This is a genomic window from Sphingomonas sp. NFX23, from assembly GCF_049887795.1.
Classification (GTDB): Bacteria; Pseudomonadota; Alphaproteobacteria; order Sphingomonadales; family Sphingomonadaceae; genus Sphingomonas.
This window is the reverse complement of record NZ_JAGEKH010000003.1, coordinates 639,285-655,142: the sequence shown is the minus strand read 5'-3', so window position 1 is coordinate 655,142 and position 15,858 is coordinate 639,285. Positions and strand designations below refer to the sequence as shown.

The following is a 15,858-nucleotide window of genomic DNA, read 5'->3' as shown; positions in this document are numbered from 1 at the left end:
AAACCCCTCAATGGATGAACAGGATGGCGAGCAAGACGGGAAGCGCGAGCCCGGCCGCGACGATCGGCCAGGTCGAAGGCCGGTGCCGCGCGTGGAGTTGCAGCAACAGCAGCCCGGTAAGCGTAAACAGGATGCACGCGCCCGCGAAGACGTCGATGAACCAGAACCACGCCGCGCCCGCGTTGCGACCCTTATGCAGGTCGTTCAGATAGGAGATCCAGCCGCGATCGGTGGTTTCCGCGGTGATCGCGCCGGTCGCGCGCGCGATGCTGACCCAGCCGTCGCCGCCGGGGCGGGGCAAGGCGACATAGGCGTCGCTATCGGACCATTCGACGGGCTTGCCGGCGGGATCGAGCCCGACCGCGGTGACGACCGCCTTAGCCACGGGAACGGGAAGCGGCGCGTCGGCGGTATGCGGCGCGCTCAGCATGTGGAGCAGCGAGCGCGGTAACGTGCCGCTTTTCTCCACGACGACCGGTTTGGCACCGATCGATGCCGCGTGATTGAGCGTGATGCCGGTGATCGCGAACAGCAGCATCGCGGTCAGCGACAGCGCCGCGCTGATCCAGTGCCAGCTGTGCAATTGCTTGAGCCACCAGCTTCGCCACTTGCGTTTGCGCTTGGCGATCGTCGCGGGCGACGGGGAAGTTTGGGAGGCGTTCACAGTCGTCCGCCTATCGGCTCGCGACAGGCAGATCAAGGCTATTGAGAATAGTTAGCAGAAAAGGCGGGTGGTGCCTCGACGTTTCGTACGTCGAGGCACCAGCGATCAGCCCCCGCGGCGCGCGCGTTCGGCCATCTCGTTCAACTGCACGACGGCTTCCGGAAAGCGATGATCGGCTTCGGCATTGCGCAACGGCCGAACACGTTCGACGAGTATCTCGTTAGGCGTCGGCTGCTGCGTCCAGAGCGTCATGACCTCATCCGCAAACGCCTCCAGCGGCATATAGCCGGGACGCGTTTCCTGCCCGGGGGTAAGGCCGGTCTGTACGCCGGGGGGTGCGATCTCGATCACCTCGACCTTGCCGTCCAGAACGCGACGCAGGGACACGGTGTAGGAATGGATCGCCGCCTTGGTCGCCGAATACGTGGGGGCGGCGGTCAGCGGGACATAGGCAAGCCCAGACGTCAGGTTGACGATCGTGCTGCCGGATTGCGCTGCAAGATGATCGACCAGCGCGTTGGTCAGTCGGATCGGACCCAGCAGATTGGTGACGATCGTCGCCTCCGCATCGGTCAGATCACGGCGGGTCGCGGCGTCCTCCAGCTTCATGATGCCGGCATTGTTGACCAGAACGTTGAGCGCGGGATGTTCGGCAATTAGGCGCTGCGCAAAGTCCTCGATCGCGGCGGGATCGTCGATGTCGAGCGTCATCGCGCTCATGTTCTCGCGCCCCGCGATCGTCTCGTCGAGCGCTTCCTGACGTCGGCCGGCAACGATCACCGCGTTGCCCGCATCGTGGAGACGCTGCGCCAGCGCGGCGCCGATACCCGACCCGCCGCCGGTGATGAGGATGGTGTTGCCGGTCGGATTCATGCCGCGTCTCCTGATGATAGCGGCCGTACAACGCAGGCGATGCGCGTTCGGTCCCCATCGATCAGGGGGCGGCTTCTACATAACCTCGACCGGACTCGCCGAAGCCGGATGGCGTTGATCGCGTACCGTATTCCGACGAACGCTGACGATCACCGCGACGAGGCCAAGCGCCGACGAGACGGCACCCGCCATCGCCACCGCCGGATACCCGAACCCTGCCGCAATCACGCCGCCGCCGACCGCCGCGCCGATCGCATTGCCCAGGTTGAACGCACCGATGTTCATGGCGGATGCGAGGTTGGGCGCGTCCGCCGCGGCATGCATCACGCGGATCTGCAGCGGCGGAACGAGCGCGAAACTCGCGATACCCCAGAGGAAGATGAGGATCGCGGTCGGAATCTTGAACGGCATCAGCAGTGCGAACACGATCAGGATCGCCGTCAGGGAGGCGAGCGTGATGATCAACGTCTTGTCGACCGAGCGATCGGCGAAACGGCCGCCGAGCCAGTTGCCGAGCGTCAGCCCCAGGCCGTAGGTCACCAGCATCGCGGTGATGTAGCCGAGCGAGGCGTGAGTCACTTCGCGCAAGATCGGCGTGATGTAGGTGAACACGGTGAACATCGCGCTCGCGCCCACCACGGTCAGGCCAAGCGCGCCGAGCACGGGGCCCCGTGTCAGCACACGCAGTTCCGCCATCGCATCGCTGCCCTCGGGCGCAGGCAAAGCCGGCAGCGTCAGCCGCAGCGCCGCCATCGTTGCCACGCCGAGTGCCGATATGCCCCAGAACGACGCGCGCCAGCCGAGATGGTCGCCTGCCCAGGTCGCGAGCGGCACGCCGACGACGTTCGCGATCGTCAGGCCCATGAACATCGCCGCCACCGCGCCCGCGCGCCGTTCCGCCGGCACGAGGCTGGCCGCGACGATCGACCCGACGCCGAAGAACGCGCCGTGGTTGAACGAGGTCAGGATCCGCGCGGCCATCAGCATGCCGTAGCCGGTCGATACCGCCGCGAGCAGGTTGCCAATGGTAAAGATACCGGCGAGTGCGATCAGCAACGTCCGCCGCGGCACCCGCCCGGTGGTCAACGTCATCAATGGCGCACCAATAACGACGCCGAGCGCATAGGCGCTGATCAGCAATCCCGCGGTCGGGATCGACACGCCGAGATCGCTCGCGATGACGGGAAGCAGCCCCATCGGCGCGAATTCGGTCACGCCGATGCCGAACGCGCCGACGGCGAGGGCCAGCAGGCCGGGATTGAGTTTCATGATGTCGTTCCTCAGACCAGCGCGGGGTTCAGCCGGGCGAAACCCTCTTGCTGGCGATAGGGCGTATGGGGGTAGGGCGGCAGCACATCGCTGGCCGTATTGAGCACAGCGACCTGTGCGGCCGTCAGTTCCCAGCCGACCGCCCCCAGATTGTCGCGCAACTGGGCTTCGTTGCGTGCGCCGATGATGACGGACGATACGGTCGGGCGGCGCAACAGCCAGTTGATCGCGACCTGCGGCACCGTCTTGCCCGTCTCCGCCGCGACCGCCTCGAGCGCGTCGATCACGCGGTAGAGGTGCTCGGCCTCGACCGGCGGTGCGAACTGTTCGGTGTCGTGCAGGCGGCTGCCCGCGGGGATCGGCCGGTCGCGCCCGATCTTGCCGGTCAGGCGACCCCAACCAAGCGGGCTCCACACCAGCGCGCCGACTCCCTGGTCCGCGCCGACCGGCATCAGGTCCGCCTCGTACGCGCGGCCGATCAGCGAGTAATAGACCTGGTGCGCGGCCAGCCGCGGCGAGCCGTGGCGGTCGGCGATGCCTTGCGCCTTCATCACCTGCCAGCCTGGATAGTTGGACACGCCCGCATAGCGGATCTTGCCCGCAGCGATCAGCATGTCGAGCGTGCCCATCACCTCCTCCGTCGGGGTCGATGCATCGAAGGCGTGAAGTTGGAGCAGGTCGATGTAATCGGTTCCTAACCGCCGCAACGAATCCTCGACCGCGCGGATCAGTCGCGACCGCGACGCGCCCCAATCCTGCGGGCCGTCACCCATCGGCAGGCCGGTCTTGGTCGAGATCAACACCCGGTCGCGCCGCCCCCTGATCGCCGCGCCGAGCACGGACTCCGAGGCACCGTTCGAATAGACGTCGGCGGTGTCGAACAATGTCACGCCCGCTTCCAGGCAGACATCGACCAGCCGCCGTGCTTCGGTCTCGTCGCTGCGTCCCCATGCGCCGAACAACGGCCCGGTGCCGCCGAAGGTCGCGGTGCCGAAGCTCAACACGGGAACGCGCAAGCCCGATGATCCCAATTGCCGATAGTCCATGTGCGTATCCCCGATGTTCGCGTTGGTGCATAGATGGACGGTATGGTGCCCCCTTATTAGACGATGTGACGGCGAAGGATTTGTGACGTGGACGCAAAGATCGGGATAGGCGCCGACCGGGCCCGTGCGCTGGAGATCTTCGCGACGGTGATGCGCGAGGGCAGTTTCTCGGGGGCTGGGCGCGCGCTGGGGCTGACGCCATCGGCGGTGGCGCGGTCGATCGACCGGATCGAGACACGGCTTGGCGTGCGGTTGCTGCTGCGCTCTACGCGGGCCCTGACGCCGACCGTCGAGGGGCAGGTCTATCTGCAGACCGCGCGGCGGATTCTTGCCGACCTGGACGACGCGGAGCAGCAGATCGCCGATCAGGGCGCGCCGCGCGGGCGGCTGCGGATCAGCGCCGCGCTATCGCATGGGCGGTTGTGCATCGTGCCGTTGCTGGGCGAGTTCGCGCGTTCGTACCCGCATATCCTGGTCGATTTCGCGCTGACCGATACGCTCGTCGATGTCGCGGGCGGGCAAGCGGACGTCGCGGTCCGCTTCGGTCCGCTGGCCGACAGCCTGCTGACCGCGCGCAAGCTGGGCGAAAGCGGGCGCGTCATCGTCGCGGCGCCCGACTATCTCGCACGGTGCGGGACGCCGATGGTCCCCGAAGACCTGCACACGCACAATTGCCTCAACTTCAACTTTCGTCGCGTCGAACCGGTTTGGCCATTCCGCCGCGACGGGCAGGATATCGCGTTGTCGGTGAAGGGCAATATCGAGGCAAACAACGGCGAGACGCTGGGCCAGCTTGCCTGTGCGGCGGTCGGAATCGCGCGTGTCGGCGCGTTCAGCGTCGTCGACGACATCGCCGCAGGACGGCTCGTGCCCGTACTCGAGGACTTCAACCCTGGCGATGTCGAGCAGATCCACGCGGTGTTCGTCGGCGGCACGAACACGCCGGCGCGCGTGCGCGTGTTCGTCGACTTCCTCGTCGCCCGGCTGGCCAACTAGGCGATCGGACGGTCAGCGCTCAATCGAGAGTATGCGCGCATAGCCTTCCAGTTGCAGCGCGCGGTCTCGCGTCAGGATTGTTCCGGCGGCCGCCTCCATCGGGACGTACATCGTGCCGCTGCGGGTGGCGTAGATAGCAGTTCGCGCCCTGTCCTCGGCATCCCGGAAGGTGATCCAGGCCCTTTGCGATTGGCGCAGGGATTGCGCTGCCGAGGCAGGGAGCCGCCGCAGCAGTGCCGCGTACGCAAGGTTCAGGCGCCGATCATAGTCGCGCAGCGCTGTAGCTTGGCATTCGGTCTGGCCGGCGGTGGAGGCGTTGGATTCGCGCTCGAGGCAACGCGCCAAGCTGGTGCCGGTAGGATCACCCGACGGCATTGCGGCAAGGTCGGCGGGCGATGCCAGCAGCGTCAGGAGAAGCCATGCGCGGGTCATCGGTTCGCCTCGATGCGGGTCGATCCGCGGCAATCTGTTCGATAGAAAAATGGGCCGGTGTTACCCGACCCATTTCACTTAGTTGCTGTCGGAGTTGTTGTCGTCTTCATGGTCGACGATCAGGTACGTCACGCCAGCGACGATGCCGACGCCGATGATCAGCGGAACAATGCTCACGCCCGTGAGATTGCTCGCCTTCTTCGACGACGTGCCTGCACGAACCGGCGACGCGACCGAGAGCGACTGTGCCGAATTGGCGACAGGCGCGGCGTTGGCCGCAACTGGCAGGGCAGTCATGGCGACGGCGGACGCGCCGAGAATCAATGTTTTAATCATAAGTCACTCTTCTCATGGAACAGCCGTTGCGGCTGCGGGGCACCAACGATTCCAGACCGAGTGAGTTCCTGATGATAACATGTCCGGATCGGACAGATAATTGTAGCGGTTATTGATGCGGACTAGTTGCTTACGACGAGGAGAATTCGACGCTCAAACCCAACCGATTTGGTTTGAGATACTTGATGCGTATTTCTCAAGTGCCTCGAATGATGTTCTAATTAGCTGAAATATTTGTATAAGACGGTCGGTCCGGTGTTGCTTCCGCATCCGCATGGGCGGTGATGGCTTCGCAGAGCGCGTGTGTCGCCAGAATGTCTGCGGCCGGGGTGGTACGGCCCGCGCGTGCTGCCGTCAGAAAGTCGGCGCACATCGCTTCGAAGCCACGCTGACGGCCGACGGAAGTCCAGTCACCGCGCCGGTGGTGGCACTCCGTGCCTGCCGAGCGCACCAGTTCCGCCATGTTCCGGACCGACTGCCGCACGCCGTTCCCGATCACGTCCAGTCGTTCTTCATCGAGCCCGCTATCCCGGTGCATCGTGCCGATGGCCGTATAGCCGTCGCCGGCCAGCATCAGCGTCACCGCTTTGAGCAGTCCATGCTCGACATGAGTCTCGATCGTGCGGCGTTGCACTGGGGCAGGCGCCAGAAACAGCAGCGTGTCGACGACATGGATGAAGTCGTCGAACACCACTTTGCGCGGGGTGTCGGCCTGTCGGTGACGGTGCTTTTCCATGACGATCAAGCTCGGGCCGGTACCACGAAGCGCCGCATAGTCCGGCGCGAACCGGCGGTTGAACCCGACTGTCAGGAGGGTCTCTTGGTGTTCGGCCAGCGCCACAAGCTGTTGGGTTTCAGCAAGATTGTCGGCGAGTGGCTTGTCGACGAAGGTGGGGATACGCCGCTCCAGCAACAGTCGAACGAGGGCCGGATGCGCACCGGTCGCGGCGTGGATGAAGGCCGCGTCGAAGGTCGCCGCCGCCAATGCACGCTCTACGCTGGCATGGAGGTGGGGCACGCGGAACGAACGTCCGGCTTCACGGAGAACCTGCTGATCGCGCGTCGCCAGATGCAGCTCCAGTTCGGGGTTGGCCGCCAGCACCGGCAGATACCCCTTGTGAGCGATGTCGCCCAATCCCGTCACCAACACGCGCATCGCGACCTCCGAATTGTCAATTCCGGTGCGCTAGATACCGCAATCGCGCTCCGTGCCGATACGTCGCTCCCGCGTGGCTGACGATTTACGCATGCGCAACAGAACCGACCCGGCCTTGCGACGTTGGACTGGGAAAGGAGACCTGAAATGCTGATTCTAGCGTTTGCCCTCACCCTGGCCGGCTCATCCGACCTCGACCGCTGCCTCAACACCGGGGAGGCCGCACAGGGTATCACCCCAGCGATGGCGGCCTGTTTCGGCGCGGATTACAAGCGGGCAGATGGGCGACTGAACAGGACCTATGCCGCCGCCATGAAACGGTTGCCGTCTGCGCGTCGCGCCGCATTGCGCACGTCGCAGCGCGCCTGGATCAAGCAGCGCGACGCTGCCTGCCCGCTCGATCAAGGCGACGGCGTCGGCACGATTGAACGCCTGAACCATCCCGCCTGCCTGACCAAGCAGACCGATCGGCGCACCGCGTGGCTTGCGCGCTACCGCTGATGTGATTCCTGCCGCAGCCGATTGGAAGCGGAGCGGGGTCTGAGAGAGACTTCAGTCCGGTGAGATCGTCTATCCGGGCAATCCGGTTCTCAATGCGACGCTGTTCCAGTCGACGGCGCGCCGGGACCGGTCCGAACGACCCGGATCAAGCCGCTAGCATGCTGATGGTGGCGCGGTTGCGGCCGTCAAGCTTGGATTGATACAACGCCATGTCCGCCGCCTGGATGAGTGTCGCGCCATCCCGGTCCATGGCGTCGGACCAGGTCGCGATGCCGAACGACATGCTAGTCGAGCCCAGCGTGCGGTTGCCGTGTCGGACGGCCAGTTCCGCTATGGCGCGTCGCACGGTCTCGACACGACCGGCAAGCGCTTCCGCGGTCGTGCCCGGCGCGATGATCGTGAACTCCTCGCCGCCGAAGCGGCAGATGACATCGCCGTCGCGGAACCGGCTGCGCATCTCCGCCGCGACCATCTGCAGCACAGAGTCGCCGGCATCGTGGCCGAACTCGTCGTTGAACCGCTTGAAATGATCGATGTCGCACATGACGAGGCTGAGCGGAGTTCCCGCGCGCGAGGATCGGGCGATCTCCAGCTTGAGCGTTTCTTCCATGTAGCGACGATTGAACAGGCTGGTGAGCGGATCGCGGATCGTCTGCTCGCGCAGCGATCGCTGCAAGCGGTGGTTGACCAGCGCGGATGCGATGTTCTCGGTCAGCACGTTCATCCGGAAGCGGTTCTCGGCTCCGATCCTGCCCTGGAGATAGAGCACGCCGATGACCTCGCCGCCCGCGAGCAGGGGTTCGCAGTGATACACCTCGTTCTCCGCGACATGCCCGCAGACGATTTCTCGGCTGGGGTCTTCGACCGAGTGGCTCTGGCCGCGACGCAGCGCCCAGCACCGCTCCGGCGCAAAGCCTTCGATCGGCACGGTGATGCCGCCCCAGCTCGCGACGGGGGCAAGGCAATTGCGCGAGTTGTTGTGTGCGTACAGCGCGCCGGGGATGTCGGGGAGCACCTGTGGTACGAACACTCGGACGATCTGCGCCAACTCGTCGTCGGTGCGCGCGGCCTGCATGCGATGCGCCATGCCGCCGAGCAGTTCGATCACGTCGCCGCGTTCACGCAGCGACTTCGTGTTCTGCTCAAGTTCGGTGTTGACGATCTGCAATTGCCGCTCGCTGGTGCCCTGGTCTGCGACGGCACCCCTTAATCGGTCGGCCATCGCATTGTAGCCGACGGCAAGGCGGGTAAATTCGCGCGATCCCATCGCAGTATCGATGCGGGCGTCCTGTTCGCCGCTGCCAAGCGCGGTCATCGCTCGCATCATGGTCGCCAGGGGGCGGCGGATCGCCCGAACGAGCAGTGCAAAGCTGCCGACGACGACGAGGGCGACGGCGATCGCGCCGAGTATCGCCAGTCTCTTGCCGCTTTCCAGCCGCTGAACCGCCGCGTCCTGCCGCGTGGACTGGAGCGCGCGTTCCTCGTCGAGAAAGCCCTGCGCGCGCACGCTGATCGCATCCATCAGTTCGCGGCCGCGGCCACTCGCGATGACCGTGACTGCGCCGGAAAAATCACCCCGGCGGGCAAGATTCAACGGTTGCAGCAAAAAGGCGGAGCGTTCCTTCATCAGCAACGCGATTTCCTGCGCCCGTGCATGCTGAAGCGGATTGTCGTCGGTCTGTTCAACGACTCGGGCGATGGTTCGGGCAGCGCTATCCACACGTTCGGCGTACGACCGAGCATAGGCTGGATCGCGCGTGATGACGAAGCCACGCTGGCCGGATTCGGCCTCGCGCAGATCGCCCAGCGCGGCCTCGGTCGTCTCGATGATCCCGGCGGAATGCGCGGCCCAGTGAACACTCTGGCTGGCCTGATACGACGCATCGGCGAGGAGCCCCGCCAAAGACGCCAACGCGATGAGGACTATGAGCCCGATCGCGGTGATACGCGCTGTCAGCGATACGAACATCGCGCATGCTTATCCCCAAGAGCTTAGCGTTTGGTTACGCTGCGAGGGACCGGCCTTGTTTCGTCCGCGGGAAAAGAGGCGTGCCCGATAAAATCTGTGCGAACGGCTCGCTCGGAAAAGGGCAAACCGCTGGAGACCGACTCTTAACGGGCTTCCGCTGTGTGCGGTCATCCAGTCATGGATCGCGGCTCAACCAAACCCGCTCAACTGGTCCGCCGAAGCACGCACGGGGTTGCCATCCCGGCCCCCGCATCGGCATAGGCGCGCGTTCATTGAAGGACGACGCGATGCAGACGGACGCTGGCGGCCCCGCTTTGGGGCTGGATTTCGGCACGACCAACAGCGTCGTGGCGCTGGGGACGCGCGGCGGGACGCCCGAACTCGTGACGTTCGCCGCCCCTGCGGAGACGAGCCCGGTATTCCGTTCGGCGCTGTGCTTCTGGCAGGACGACAGCGGCAAGGGGCTCGCGTCGGATGCAGGGCCGTGGGCGATCGCGGAATATATGGAGTACCCGCTCGACAGCCGGTTCATCCAGTCGTTCAAGTCGGTCGCGGCGATGAAGACGTTCGAGCAGGCCTCGGTCTTCGACAAGCGTTATCGCTTCGAGGAGATGGGCCAGCTGTTCCTCGAAAAGTTGATTTCGCACGCCGACGGCAAGCTCGATACGCGGCCGCACCGGATCGTGGTCGGGCGGCCGGTCGAATATGCCGGCGCGCGGCCTGACGAGGCGCTCGCGCGGACGCGGTATGACGCGATGTTCAAGGGCTTCGGCGCGGAGATCCATTACGTCTACGAACCGCTCGGTGCGGCGTACAGCTACGCGACGCGGCTGACCGAGCCGGCGACCATTCTGGTGGCGGATTTCGGTGGCGGTACGAGCGACTTTTCGGTGGTGCGCGTGGCCGAACCGGGCGCGGCGCGGCGGTGTACGCCGCTGGGTCACGCAGGCGTCGGGATCGCGGGCGATCGGTTCGATTACCGGATCCTCGACCGGCTGGTGCTGCCGATGCTGGGCAAGGGCGGCGCGTACAAGTCGTTCGGCAAGGAACTGGAGATCCCGCGCGCGTATTTCGCCGACTTCGCGGACTGGTCGCGGCTGGCGTTGATGCGCAACCGCAAGACGATGACCGAGCTGGAGCGGTTGCAGAAGACCGCGGTCGATCCGGACGCGATCGGGCGGATGATTGCGGTGATCGAGAACGAACTTGGCTATCCGCTGTATGATGCGGTCGGGTCGCTCAAGCGCGCGCTGTCGAGTGGTGAGGAGGCGCATTTCCACTTTGCGGGCGCGGGGCTGGAGATCGAGGCGGACGTGACGCGCGCGCAGTTCGAGGGCTGGATCGCCGACGACGTCGTGCGGATCGAGGCGGCGGTCGACCGGGCCTTGGAGGTGGCGAACGTCGGTGGCGGCGAGATCGACCGGGTGTTCCTGACCGGTGGATCGTCGCTGATCCCGCGCATCCGGCGGATCTTCGTCGAGCGGTTCGGCGAGGCCGCGATCATGAGTGGCGGCGAACTGACGTCGATCGCGCATGGGCTGGCCTTGATTGGCGAGCAGGACGATATCGCGGCTTGGTCGGCATGATCCCTCGCGTACTCCTTGGGACGGCGCAGGTGCCGGGTGGGGGTGAGCTCCGGTTGCTCCAGCGTGGTGCCGAGTTCTCGATCATGCTCGGTGTGAACGAGTTGATGAACAGCCGGCTGAGCGGATCGGAAGAGGCGCTGGCGGAGCAGGCTTGCGAGCGAATCGGTGGGCGGCCGGGTGTTCGGATGCTGATCGGTGGGCTTGGGATGGGGTTTACCCTCCGCGCGGCGCTGGCTCGGCTTGGGCCTGACGCGGAGGTAGTTGTGGCGGAGATCGTGCCGGCGGTGATCGAATGGGCGCGCGGGCCGATGGCGGCGCTGCACGGGGACAGCCTGACCGATCCGAGGACGCGGATCGTCGAGGGCGATGTCGCCGCGGCGATCGCGGAGGGTGATTGGGACGCGATCCTGCTCGATGTCGATAACGGACCCGACGGGATTTCGCGGCCGGGTAATGACCGGCTTTACGGCGCGCGCGGGTTGTCTCAAGCACGTGCGGCGTTGCGACTGGGCGGCGTGCTCGCCGTATGGTCTTCTGCGCCAAGCAAGCCGTTCGCCATGCGACTTGTCGAAGCGGGCTTCGCGGTCGACGAGGTTATCGCGCGGGCTACGCGGAAGGGCGGCGCGCGGCACACGATCTGGTTCGCTACCAAGCCATGATCTGGCGGTGGGCCGTCTTGATCGCGCTGTCGGCGGTGATCGCGGGGCTGCTGGAGCTGGCCGGGCTGCCTGCGGGGTTGCTGCTCGGACCGATGGTCGCCGCGGTCGTGCTGGCGGTGCGGGGATGGTCGCTGAGCGTGCCGACGTCTGCGTTTCGCGGCGCACAGGCGGCGGTCGGGACGCTGATCGCGGGGTCGATCACGACCGGGATCGTCGCGACGGTGGCGGATCACTGGCCGGTTTTCCTAATGGTCAATTTCGTCACGCTCGCGGCGAGCAGCGTGCTTGGATACTTGCTGAGCCGGTGGCAGGTGCTTCCGGGGACCGTCGCGGTGTGGGGATCGACGCCGGGCGCGGCGAGCGCGATGGTGTTGATGGCGCAGGCCTATGGCGCGGATTCGCGGCTGGTCGCGGTGATGACCTACACGCGGGTGGTGAGCGTGGCGGTGGTCGCGTCGGTGCTGGCGGCGGTGATGGTCGGCGGTGGGAGCGGGCATCATGTCGCGGCGACGTGGTTCGCCTCTGTAGACCCGGTCGCCGTGCTGCGGACGATCGCGATTGCCGGTGTCGGTGCGAGCGTTGGCGTCGTGCTGAAGCTTCCCGCCGGCGCGCTGCTCGGGTCGCTGGTCGCTGGGGCGGCGCTCAACGTCACCGGCGTTGCGCAGCCAGTGTTGCCGCAGTGGCTGCTGGCGATCAGCTATGCGGTGGTGGGGTGGCGGATCGGGCTGTCGTTCACGCGCGATACGTTGCGGGTGGCGGGCAAGGCGATGCCGCGGATCCTGTTGTCGGTGGCGTTGCTGATCGCGTTCTGCGGCGGGATCGCGGCGGCGTTGACGCGCTGGTGGGGGATCGATCCGGTCACCGCGTATCTGGCTACGAGCCCGGGAGGAATGGATTCGGTCGCGATCATCGCTGCGTCGAGCCCGGTGGACGTGCCGTTCGTGATGGCGTTGCAGGTGTTGCGGTTTCTGGGGGTGTTGCTGATCGGGCCGCCGCTCGCGAAGTTCGTGGTAACGCGGCAGGGCAGAGTGCCGCCGCCGGGTATTCCGACTTAGATTGAGAGGTCTTGCCCGATCGATCCGTCACCCCGGACTGGTTCCGGGGTCCACCGTTCCGCATACTCATCGGCCGTTGACTGTGCGGGACCGTGGATGCCGGAACAAGCCCGGCATGACGGAAGACTGGTTGGGCATCGCTTGAGCGCTATCAGCCCTTCGTCGGGCGATACGCCTCGACGTCGATCTCGTGGCGCTTGAGCTTGTCGTAGAATGTCTTTCGCGGAATGCCGAGTGCGGCCAAGGCCGAGCGGACGTCGCCGCTGACCTGTTGGAGCACGGCGCGGATCGTCGCTTCCTCGAACTTGTCGACGCGGGCGGGGAGGGGGATGCCGTCTTCGTCCGCCGCATCCTCGGCCTCGACGCGCAGCACTAGGCGTTTCGCGAGGTTGTCGAGTTCGCGGACATTGCCGGGCCAGTCGTGCTGGCCGAGATAGGCAAGCGTCGCGGTGTCGATCGTCGGCACCTCGCGGCCGAACCGCTCTGCCGCCTGATGGAGCAGGTGGCCGAACAACAGCGGTATGTCGTCGCGGCGTTCTCGCAAGGGCGGGATGCGGAGGCGAACAGCGTCGAGCCGGAAGAGTAGGTCGGCGCGGAACCGCCCTTCGTCGACTGCCTGTTCGAGGCCGGGTTTGGCGGCGGCGATCACGCGGAGGTCGAGCGCACGCGGCAGGTCGCCGCCGACCGGCATCACCTCGCGCTCCTCCAGCACGCGGAGCAGCTTCGCCTGGAATGCGGGGAGTGTGCTCTCGATCTCGTCGAGGAACAGCGTGCCGCGATTCGAGGCTTCGATCCGGCCGGTGCGGGGCAGGCGCGAGTCGCCGTCATGGCCGAACAGCTCGATCTCGGCGACCGCCTCGGGCAATGCGGCGCAGTTGACCGCGACGAAGGGGCGGGAGCGGCGGTTGCTCCAGCGGTGGAGGAGGACCGCGACGAGTTCCTTGCCGGTGCCGGTTTCGCCTTCGACCAGCACGTCAATATCGGCCTGCGCGATCTGGCGCATCGTCTCGCGCAGGCGGACCATTACCGGTGTCTCGCCGATCAGCGGTTCGGCACCGATTGTTTCCTCGGCGGCGGCGCGGAGGCGGCGGTTGTCGAGCACGAGGCGGCGCATTTCGAGCGCTCGGCGCGCTCCGGCGATCAGGTGATCGGTGGCGAAGGGCTTCGGGATGAAGTCGAACGCGCCGTTCTTGAGCGCGGCGACCGCCATCGCGACGTCGCCGTGGCCGGTCATCAGCAGCACCGGGATCTCGTGGTCGATCGCGGCGATCCGGCGGAAGAGTTCGAGCCCGTCCATCTTCGGCATGCGGATGTCGGACACCACCGCGCCGTCGAACCCGGCGGTCACGCGGGCGAGCGCGACGGTCGGGTCGCGCTCGGCGATCACCGCGATCCCGGCGAGTTCGAACGATTGCTCCAGCGCCCCGCGCAACACGTCGTCGTCGTCGACGAGCAAGACGGCCTGCTCGCTCATGCCTTCACCAGGATCATACGGAAGATGGCGCCTTCTGGAGCGGGGACGAGGTCGAGCGTGCCGCCGAACTCGGTCATGATGTCGCGCGCGATGCCGAGACCGAGCCCGAGGCCGTCCTTCTTGCTCGTCGCGAACGGGGTGAAGAGGTGGTCGGCGATGTCGGCCTCGATGCCGGGACCGTTGTCGGCGACGGTCAGCACGACGTCGCGCCCTTTCCGACCGACGGTGACGCTCACCCGGGCATCTCGGCGGTCGGCGGCCGCGTCGAGCGCGTTCTGGAGGAGGTTGACCAGCACCTGCTCCAGGCGGACGCGGCCGGCGATCACCGTCAAGCGCGCCTCGGGGCCGGTTGGGAGGTCTAACGTCACGCCCTTGGCGCGGAAGCGGTCGCCGATCAGCAAGCGGACGCCGTCGATCGCCTCGTCGAGCGCCACGGGGCCGATCGAGCCTGCGCCACGCCGGGCATAGCGCCTGAGCCCGGCGGTGATCGTGCCGATCCGGCTGGTGAGGTCGACGATCAACTGGAGATTGGTTGCCGCGCGTGCCGGTTCGCCGCGGTCGAGGAAGGCCGCGGCATTGTCGGCGAAGGTGCGGATCGCGGCGACGGGCTGGTTGATCTCGTGCGCGACGCTGGCGGTGATCGTGCCGATCGAGCCGACGCGGTTGGCGTGCGCCAGTTCCTCGCGCGCCTGGCGGAAGCGCTGGTCGGACGCTTCGCGCTGCTCGACCTCGATCTGGAGGCGGTCGGCGGTGGCGCGGAGCTCGGCGGTGCGGCGGGCGACCTCGGCCTCCAGTTCCGCGCGCGCGCCGACGTTGCGCTTGCGCCGTTCGTACAGCCACCACGCGCCGAGCATCGCCGCGATCGTCAGCATCGCGGCGATCGCGGTGGCCCAGCGCGTGCGGGCGGCGGCGGTGCGCAGGGCGGCGTCGAGCGGCTCCATATGCACCAGCCGCCAGCCCGAGATCGGCACGGGCAGCGACACCGTGATCGCAGGCGATCCGTCGGGCAGCCGCGAAACCCCCTCGGCAAGGGTGAGTAGGGCGGGGGCCAATGGCGATGCCCCGAACTGGCGCGTCTCGACCAGCTCGGCGCGGCGCGAAGGCGAGAGTGGGCGGGTGGTCCGAAATTCGAGCTTCGGATCGCTGGAGATCAGGATGACGCCGTCGGGATCGGTGACGAAGGTCGCCATCCGGTCCTGGATCCACGCGCGCGCGATCTTCTCGAACTCGACCTTGACCACGACCACGCCGAGCGGTCGACCGGCGCGGTCGATCCGTCGCGACAGGTACAGGCCCGGCCGCCCGCTGACGCTGCCGAGCGCGAAGAACTCGGTCGCGCCCGACACCATCGCCTTGGTGAAATAGTCGCGGAACCGGTAGTCGTGGCCGAGGAAGCTGTCGGGGCGCCCGGCATTCGAGGCGGCGATCGCCATGCCCTGCGTGTCGAGTGCGTAGATCACCGGGGCGCCGGTGCGTTCCGCCAGCAGCGCGAGCTTGGTGTTGAGCGCCGGGTCGACCTTGCCCGAGGCCAGCGCCGCGCGGACGTCGGGATATTCGCCGAGCATGATCGGTAGCAGGCGATAGGTCTGCAACTCGGCTTCGAGCAGGCGAAGGTTGCTCCGCGTCTGCTGGACCGCGCGCATCCGAACGCCTGCGCGCGCGTCTTGAGCGGCGCGCTGGCCGTAGATCGAGGCGACTCCCGCGACGATCGTGCCAAGCGCCGCGAACGCCATCAGCACCGTCAACGCCGTGATGAAAAGGGAAGATCGGAGTCGCGTCATTTTGTGCGGATTATCACACACGCACTGGCCGCGCCATTGGTGAAACGCGGCGATTTCCACA

15 protein-coding genes are annotated in these 15,858 nt (G+C 66.5%); 5 read left to right on the top strand and 10 right to left on the bottom strand.

Annotation, left to right across the window (positions count from 1 at the left end; all coding sequences use genetic code 11):
• Window positions 1-7 precede the first annotated feature (7 nt).
• From J4O76_RS10620 to J4O76_RS10605, 4 genes are all read right to left on the bottom strand, one after another.
• Window positions 8-664: a PepSY-associated TM helix domain-containing protein gene (locus J4O76_RS10620; RefSeq protein WP_426281768.1), complete on the bottom strand. Its 657-nt coding sequence runs from the start codon at window positions 662-664 to the stop codon at window positions 8-10.
• A gap of 105 nt (window positions 665-769) precedes the next feature.
• The gene (locus J4O76_RS10615) at window positions 770-1,537 is read right to left on the bottom strand and encodes an SDR family oxidoreductase (protein WP_426281767.1); all 768 of its coding nucleotides are present in this window, start codon (window positions 1,535-1,537) and stop codon (window positions 770-772) included.
• 75 nt (window positions 1,538-1,612) lie between these two features.
• Window positions 1,613-2,806, bottom strand: coding sequence for an MFS transporter (locus J4O76_RS10610; RefSeq protein ID WP_426281766.1), 1,194 nt, complete (start codon window positions 2,804-2,806; stop codon window positions 1,613-1,615).
• Between the two features lie 11 nt (window positions 2,807-2,817).
• Window positions 2,818-3,852, bottom strand: coding sequence for an aldo/keto reductase (locus tag J4O76_RS10605; protein WP_426281764.1), 1,035 nt, complete (start codon window positions 3,850-3,852; stop codon window positions 2,818-2,820).
• A gap of 87 nt (window positions 3,853-3,939) precedes the next feature.
• On the opposite strand from J4O76_RS10605, the gene J4O76_RS10600 reads away from it, so the two are divergent.
• Window positions 3,940-4,848: a LysR family transcriptional regulator gene (locus tag J4O76_RS10600; protein ID WP_426281762.1), complete on the top strand. Its 909-nt coding sequence runs from the start codon at window positions 3,940-3,942 to the stop codon at window positions 4,846-4,848.
• 12 nt (window positions 4,849-4,860) lie between these two features.
• Here the strand turns inward: J4O76_RS10600 and J4O76_RS10595 are convergent, their stop codons facing one another.
• The 3 genes from J4O76_RS10595 to J4O76_RS10585 form a co-directional block, all read right to left on the bottom strand.
• A complete protein-coding gene (locus J4O76_RS10595; protein WP_426281761.1) occupies window positions 4,861-5,280 on the bottom strand; it encodes a lysozyme inhibitor LprI family protein in 420 nt (139 codons plus the stop codon).
• 78 nt (window positions 5,281-5,358) lie between these two features.
• Window positions 5,359-5,616 (bottom strand): hypothetical protein, encoded by a 258-nt coding sequence (locus tag J4O76_RS10590; protein ID WP_426281760.1) that lies wholly within the window; start codon window positions 5,614-5,616, stop codon window positions 5,359-5,361.
• A gap of 217 nt (window positions 5,617-5,833) precedes the next feature.
• A complete protein-coding gene (locus J4O76_RS10585) occupies window positions 5,834-6,772 on the bottom strand; it encodes a Gfo/Idh/MocA family protein (RefSeq protein ID WP_426281759.1) in 939 nt (312 codons plus the stop codon).
• Window positions 6,773-6,919: 147 nt separating this feature from the next.
• On the opposite strand from J4O76_RS10585, the gene J4O76_RS10580 reads away from it, so the two are divergent.
• Window positions 6,920-7,273: a lysozyme inhibitor LprI family protein gene (locus J4O76_RS10580; protein WP_426281757.1), complete on the top strand. Its 354-nt coding sequence runs from the start codon at window positions 6,920-6,922 to the stop codon at window positions 7,271-7,273.
• Window positions 7,274-7,418: 145 nt separating this feature from the next.
• Here J4O76_RS10580 and J4O76_RS10575 read toward each other — a convergent pair whose 3' ends face one another.
• Complete coding sequence (locus J4O76_RS10575) at window positions 7,419-9,242, bottom strand: diguanylate cyclase (protein WP_426281756.1); 1,824 nt, start codon at window positions 9,240-9,242, stop codon at window positions 7,419-7,421.
• A gap of 287 nt (window positions 9,243-9,529) precedes the next feature.
• Between J4O76_RS10575 and J4O76_RS10570 the strand changes: the two genes are divergently transcribed.
• From J4O76_RS10570 to J4O76_RS10560, 3 genes are read left to right on the top strand one after another with little or no spacing between them, the layout of a single operon-like run.
• On the top strand, window positions 9,530-10,828 hold the full coding sequence (locus J4O76_RS10570; RefSeq protein WP_426281755.1) for an Hsp70 family protein: 1,299 nt from the start codon (window positions 9,530-9,532) through the stop codon (window positions 10,826-10,828).
• On the top strand, window positions 10,825-11,487 hold the full coding sequence (locus tag J4O76_RS10565) for a spermidine synthase (protein ID WP_426281753.1): 663 nt from the start codon (window positions 10,825-10,827) through the stop codon (window positions 11,485-11,487). The genes J4O76_RS10570 and J4O76_RS10565 overlap by 4 nt, the downstream gene beginning before the upstream one ends.
• Window positions 11,484-12,542: an AbrB family transcriptional regulator gene (locus J4O76_RS10560; RefSeq protein ID WP_426281751.1), complete on the top strand. Its 1,059-nt coding sequence runs from the start codon at window positions 11,484-11,486 to the stop codon at window positions 12,540-12,542. The genes J4O76_RS10565 and J4O76_RS10560 overlap by 4 nt, the downstream gene beginning before the upstream one ends.
• 151 nt (window positions 12,543-12,693) lie before the next feature.
• Here J4O76_RS10560 and J4O76_RS10555 read toward each other — a convergent pair whose 3' ends face one another.
• Window positions 12,694-14,016, bottom strand: a complete 1,323-nt coding sequence (locus tag J4O76_RS10555; RefSeq protein ID WP_426281749.1) for a sigma-54-dependent transcriptional regulator — start codon at window positions 14,014-14,016, stop codon at window positions 12,694-12,696.
• Complete coding sequence (locus J4O76_RS10550; protein WP_426281747.1) at window positions 14,013-15,797, bottom strand: sensor histidine kinase; 1,785 nt, start codon at window positions 15,795-15,797, stop codon at window positions 14,013-14,015. Before J4O76_RS10550 ends, J4O76_RS10555 begins: the two co-directional genes overlap by 4 nt.
• Window positions 15,798-15,858: the final 61 nt, after the last annotated feature.

Excerpts from the sequence above, each read along its gene's own strand:
- J4O76_RS10575 (WP_426281756.1), bottom strand. The coding sequence starts at position 9,242 with ATGTTCGTATCGCTGACAGCGCGTATCACCGCGATCGGGCTCATAGTC.
- J4O76_RS10570 (WP_426281755.1), top strand. The coding sequence starts at position 9,530 with ATGCAGACGGACGCTGGCGGCCCCGCTTTGGGGCTGGATTTCGGCACG.
- J4O76_RS10590 (WP_426281760.1), bottom strand. The coding sequence starts at position 5,616 with ATGATTAAAACATTGATTCTCGGCGCGTCCGCCGTCGCCATGACTGCC.
- J4O76_RS10615 (WP_426281767.1), bottom strand. The coding sequence starts at position 1,537 with ATGAATCCGACCGGCAACACCATCCTCATCACCGGCGGCGGGTCGGGT.
- J4O76_RS10565 (WP_426281753.1), top strand. The coding sequence starts at position 10,825 with ATGATCCCTCGCGTACTCCTTGGGACGGCGCAGGTGCCGGGTGGGGGT.
- J4O76_RS10550 (WP_426281747.1), bottom strand. The coding sequence starts at position 15,797 with ATGACGCGACTCCGATCTTCCCTTTTCATCACGGCGTTGACGGTGCTG.
- J4O76_RS10585 (WP_426281759.1), bottom strand. The coding sequence starts at position 6,772 with ATGCGCGTGTTGGTGACGGGATTGGGCGACATCGCTCACAAGGGGTAT.
- J4O76_RS10595 (WP_426281761.1), bottom strand. The coding sequence starts at position 5,280 with ATGACCCGCGCATGGCTTCTCCTGACGCTGCTGGCATCGCCCGCCGAC.
- J4O76_RS10610 (WP_426281766.1), bottom strand. The coding sequence starts at position 2,806 with ATGAAACTCAATCCCGGCCTGCTGGCCCTCGCCGTCGGCGCGTTCGGC.
- J4O76_RS10555 (WP_426281749.1), bottom strand. The coding sequence starts at position 14,016 with ATGAGCGAGCAGGCCGTCTTGCTCGTCGACGACGACGACGTGTTGCGC.
- J4O76_RS10605 (WP_426281764.1), bottom strand. The coding sequence starts at position 3,852 with ATGGACTATCGGCAATTGGGATCATCGGGCTTGCGCGTTCCCGTGTTG.
- J4O76_RS10560 (WP_426281751.1), top strand. The coding sequence starts at position 11,484 with ATGATCTGGCGGTGGGCCGTCTTGATCGCGCTGTCGGCGGTGATCGCG.
- J4O76_RS10580 (WP_426281757.1), top strand. The coding sequence starts at position 6,920 with ATGCTGATTCTAGCGTTTGCCCTCACCCTGGCCGGCTCATCCGACCTC.